This window comes from Planomonospora algeriensis (genome assembly GCF_977012225.1).
The window spans coordinates 1-2,495 of record NZ_CDRNDK010000685.1 but is presented as its reverse complement, the minus strand read 5'-3'; the positions used below and the strand labels follow the sequence as shown (position 1 = coordinate 2,495).

Annotated in this window: 4 protein-coding genes; all 4 read right to left on the bottom strand. The window is 73.3% G+C overall.

Translation table 11 applies throughout. The features are described from left to right. Positions 1-200: 200 nt before the first annotated feature. A complete protein-coding gene (locus ACWJ6R_RS34495) occupies positions 201-746 on the bottom strand; it encodes an MFS transporter (protein WP_449066231.1) in 546 nt (181 codons plus the stop codon). Between the two features lie 2 nt (positions 747-748). Continuing rightward, the gene (locus tag ACWJ6R_RS34490; protein WP_449066230.1) at positions 749-1,588 is read right to left on the bottom strand and encodes an MFS transporter; all 840 of its coding nucleotides are present in this window, start codon (positions 1,586-1,588) and stop codon (positions 749-751) included. Then, positions 1,585-2,202, bottom strand: a complete 618-nt coding sequence (locus ACWJ6R_RS34485; protein WP_449066229.1) for a zinc metalloprotease — start codon at positions 2,200-2,202, stop codon at positions 1,585-1,587. The genes ACWJ6R_RS34490 and ACWJ6R_RS34485 overlap by 4 nt, the downstream gene beginning before the upstream one ends. Further along, positions 2,178-2,495 (bottom strand): hypothetical protein (locus ACWJ6R_RS34480; protein WP_449066228.1); only part of this gene is annotated, 318 nt, incomplete at its 5' end. The genes ACWJ6R_RS34480 and ACWJ6R_RS34485, both read right to left, overlap by 25 nt.

The window sequence follows — 2,495 nt, the reverse complement described above, 5'->3', positions numbered from 1 at the left end:
CGCCCGGTCCACCGGAGCCCCGTACGGCCGCGCCCGGCGGGGATCGCGCGCCCGCCGCGGGGGTTCCTCCGGCGGCCACGCCCGGTGGGGTGGTTCGCCCACGCCTCCTCCTCCCGGTGGTCCCGGCCTTCCGTCCTACCATGCCTCGCCCGCCGCGGTCCGGCCATAGGCGATCTCCGATATGGGACGGGCCGGCCGGGTCAGGGGAGGTCGCGCATGCGGCCCGCGACGGCCGTGCCGAGCACGCCGATGGCCGCCGTCATGGCGATGATCGCGATGTACCCGGTGGCGATGTCGTCGTGGCCGATCAGGTTCACCAGCACGCCGCCGAACCCGATGGTGAGCGCGCCGCCCAGGGTGTCGACGACCTGGAGCGCGGCGGAGTTGGCGCCCTGCTCGTCGTCGGGCGACTGGCGCATGGTGGTGATGCTCACGCTGGTGGTGCCGATGCCCATGCCGAACCCGGCGACCATCCAGGCGGGCGCCATGATCCATCCGGTCATGCCGGGGACGAGGGCGAGCGTCGTCAGCAGGATGCCGGCGGTGACCGCCGTGGCGCCGAGTCGTACCAGGGTGGGCCGGTCGAACTCGCGCCGGGTCTGCAGGTAGGAGCCACTGCTCCAGCCCAGCGCGCCGATGGTGAGCGCGACCCCGGCCTGGGTGGTGGTGAAGCCGAGCTCCTTCTGCAGGACCAGCGGGATGTAGGCGTTGACCCCGAAGAAGGCCGAGGCCAGGACGCCGCGCATCATCACCGTGGTGGGCAGTCCCCGGCCGAACCGCAGGGCCTTCGGGGGCAGCAGCCGGGGAAGTCCGGCGGCGAGCAGGACCAGCCCCGCGGCGGTGGCGATCCCGCCGGGCAGCGGGGCGGCGTCGAGCCGCTCCACCCCGTAGAGCAGCGTGCCGCCGCCGGCGCCGTCGCCAGAGCCGCCAGGGTCATCCGCAGCGGCCGCGAACGGGGTCCGGTGCCGGGCTCCGGAGTGTCGCCGTCGCCGCCGCGCAGCGCGGGCAGCAGCATCACCAGGGCGGGGACCACCAGCGGGACGATCCCGTAGAAGACCCAGCGCCAGCCGGCGGTGTCGGCGATGAACCCGCCGAGGCCGGGTCCGACCAGCGCGGGCAGCACCCAGGCCGACGAGAGCCCGGCGAAGACCCTGGGCCGGGCCTCCGGCGGGTAGACCCGCACGATCATGACGTAGATCGCGACGATGACCGCACCGCCGCCCAGCCCCTGGACCGCGCGGGCCGCGATGAAGACCTCCTTCGACCCGGCGGCGCCCGCCATCACCATGCCGGTCACGAACAGGGCCACGCCGAGCAGGAACGGTACGGCGTGGCCGCGCCGGTCGGACCAGAGCCCGGCGGCCACGTTGGCGAACAGGCCGGCGATGAGGAACGCCGAGAAGCTCATGCCGTACAGGTCGAGCGCGTCCAGGTCCTCGGAGACGTCGGGCATGATCGCGCCGATCGACATGCCCTCGAAGGCGATCAGGGTGACGACGAGCAGGATGCCGAGGGTCGCGGTCCGGTAGCGCGGGCCGAAGATCCGGGGAGGAGCGTATGGAGTGTCGAGAGTCTTCGGTGCTGTCACCTGTCAAGGTTAATGTCCGGGCCCGTCCCCCGGTACAGCCTCCACGCCTCCCTCATCCTGACCCCCTGCCCCGCGGTGAACTGCGACATGCAGGTGTCGTAGGAGTAGTCCATGAAGTTGTGGATCGCGTCGGGCCCGTCTCCGGAGCAGGTGTCCTTGCCCGCCGGGCAGCCCTCGGTCGCCGTCGCCTGGGGCGGGGTGTCGGCCACCCCGTCGCCCGGCGCCTGGCAGCCGTTCTCGAAGGTGTGCAGCAGTCCGAGCCAGTGGCCGATCTCGTGGACCGCGGTGAACCCGCGGTCGAAGTTGCGCAGCGCTCCGCCGGGCAGGCTGCGCCAGTCGACGACGACGCCGTCCGAGGTGGGCTCGTTCATGTACCAGTAGGGGTAGGTGGAGTAGCCGAGCACCAGCCGGCTGAGCTGCGCGATGTAGAGGTTGAGGGTCTCCGGGCCGCCCTTGCGCAGCCGCTTCACCGAGCCCTCGTGGACGATCGGGTTGGTGAACCAGGCCGGGTTGTTCGTCCTGGTGGTCCCGGCCAGCCGGAACCGGATGCCGGTGTCGGCTCCGCCGAGCCGGCCGCCGTAGGCGGCGTTCAGCGTGGCGATCTGGTTGCGCACCGCGCTGTCGGGCGCGCCGACCGGCCGCTGGTGATCACGTGCACCCAGACCGGGACCGTGACCGTCTCCACGGGAGCGCGGCGCTGCGCCGACCGGCGCCGGTCGAGGTCGGCGATCATCTCGGCGACCTGCTCCGGGGCGGGCGCGTGCGGTTCGATCCCCCTGCCGGGCACGTGCTGTCCGCTCTCCTGGCCGGGCGCGTGCGGTTCGATCCCTCGACCCGGCGCGTGCTGTCCGCTCCCCCGGCCGGGCGCGTCGGGAGCCGGTGGGGCCGCGGTGTCCGCCGGGGTCGC

What these genes read in the sequence shown, in the direction of transcription:
- ACWJ6R_RS34495 (WP_449066231.1), bottom strand. Translation starts at nt 746, where the DNA reads ATGCGCGGCGTCCTGGCCTCGGCCTTCTTCGGGGTCAACGCCTACATC.